This window comes from Streptomyces sp. NRRL B-24572 (assembly GCF_002156145.1).
GTDB lineage: Bacteria > Actinomycetota > Actinomycetes > Streptomycetales > Streptomycetaceae > Streptomyces > Streptomyces vietnamensis.
Genome location: NZ_MWIG01000862.1, coordinates 1 through 1,784, shown reverse-complemented (window position 1 = coordinate 1,784; position 1,784 = coordinate 1). Strand labels below are relative to the sequence as shown.

Here is a 1,784-nt window from a genome sequence, read left to right as displayed (position 1 = left end):
CCGGCGTCCTCGTCGGCGCCACCGACTGGTGCGGCCACCCCGCCGGGCTCGACGTCGTCCGCATCGGCGGGACCAAGAACGCCGACGTCACGGCGATCGCCGCGCTCCGGCCCGACCTCGTGCTCGCCAGCGAGGAGGAGAACCGCGCCCCCGAGCTCGCCGCCGTGGGCGCGGCCGGGCTGGACGTGCTCGTCACCGAGATCCGCACCCTCGACCAGGGGCTGCGGGAACTGGAACGGGTCCTCGCCGCGTGCGGGGCGCCCCGGCGGCGCGCAGGGCGGCGGACGTCCGCCGCCCGGGCATCGGGCGGCCGAGCGCCGTCCAGACGCCCGCGCCCGCCGCGCCGGTGACGACGGCGGGCAGCCAGAGTCCGGCGGTGAGGAGGTCGGCGGGCAGGGGGCCGCTCTCGCTGTAGACCACGACGGCGGCCGCGACCAGCAGGTATCCCCCGGCCACGGCGGCGAGGGCGCCGCTCGGGGAGGGGCACGGCCGGGCCCCGTCGTCACCCGGGTCGAGGGTGTCGCGGGCGGCCCGGTGGACGAGCCAGACGGGCAGGGCGGCGAGGAGCATCGGGACGATGCCGAGGGGCGCGGGCAGGCCGGACAGGGTGTCCGTACGGACCAGGTCCACGCCGTGCGCGAGCAGCCAGAGGCCGGCGGCGACGTGCAGGGCGCCGACGGGTCCGCTGTCGGGGTACGGGGAGCTGATCCAGGCCGCGATCACCAGGACCGCGAGGGTGCCGAGACCGAGTCCGGCGGCCAGCCCGCCCCGGACGCAGGCGGTGGCGAGCGCGGCGGAACGGCCGCCCTGGACCAGGGGGTGCGGCTCGGTCACATGGGTCACGGGGCCATGGTGCCAACGACACGCGCTTTCGCCGCGTAACAGGCAAACCTCCGCTGTGTCGCTCAATATACGTTTATGTACTTTTCCGCCCAGAGCAGCTCTGCGGGAGGTCGACGCCGATGAGCCGGAGCACCGCGGATTCCGCACCCTCCGCGACCCTGCCGACCCCGAAGGAGCGGCGCAGGTTGCGTGAAGCCCTCGCCCTCAGCGAGGAGCAGGTCGCCGAGGCCATGGGCGTCACGAAGGCCACGGTCAGGTCCTGGGAGACCGGCCGCTCGACCCCCCGCGGCCGCAAGCGCGAGGCCTACGCGAGGCTGCTCACCGCCCACGACCCGGAGCCCCCGCCGACGCACCCGGAGCCCCGACCGGAGGCGGAGGAAGAGGCCCGACGGGCAACGGCGTCGGCCGAGGCCCGACCGGAGGCGGCAGAGGCCCAGGTCCAGCCTCCCGCGGCCGCCGCGGCGAGGCCCTCCGTCGGGTCGGGCGCCCCCGCGGCGACGTCCCCCGCGGCGGCAGGCGTCCGCCCCAAGGCCGCCGTCAAGCGGGCCGCCAAGCCGCCGCGGGCCCCGTCCCCGGCCCCGGCCATCGCTCCGGGTCCCGCCCGCAAAGGCGCCGCGAAGCCGCCGGAGCGGCTGAAACCGGTGGAGGCCCCCATGGAAGCGGAACCCGCCGCACCGGGGCTCACGCCCGAGGCTCCGGCGGAACCCGCCGTACCGGGGCTCACGCCCGAAGAGGCCTTCGACGCGCTGTACGCGTACATCGCGCCCGGCCTCGTCCACCAGACCTACCTGCTCACCGGCCGCCGCGGGCTCTCCCGCGAGGCCGTCGAGCACGCCTTCCACCACGCCTGGCAGCGCTGGCCCGAGGTGGCCGTGGACGCGGACCCGGCGGGCTGGGTGCGGGCGGCGGCGTACGAGTACGCCCTCTCCCCCTGGCACCGG

1 protein-coding gene and 2 pseudogenes are annotated in these 1,784 nt (G+C 77.2%); 2 read left to right on the top strand and 1 reads right to left on the bottom strand.

Going from position 1 to position 1,784, the window contains the following annotated elements; translation table 11 throughout:
- Positions 1-338, top strand: a pseudogene (locus tag CCN56_RS44010) (helical backbone metal receptor); the annotation flags it as partial.
- Here CCN56_RS44010 and CCN56_RS43655 read toward each other — a convergent pair.
- Positions 322-723 (bottom strand): annotated as a pseudogene (locus tag CCN56_RS43655) (DUF6350 family protein); the annotation flags it as partial. The pseudogenes CCN56_RS44010 and CCN56_RS43655 sit on opposite strands and share 17 nt — an antisense overlap.
- 239 nt (positions 724-962) lie before the next feature.
- On the opposite strand from CCN56_RS43655, the gene CCN56_RS37325 reads away from it, so the two are divergent.
- On the top strand, positions 963-1,784 hold an 822-nt coding region (locus tag CCN56_RS37325), incomplete at its 3' end, for a helix-turn-helix domain-containing protein (protein WP_143664754.1).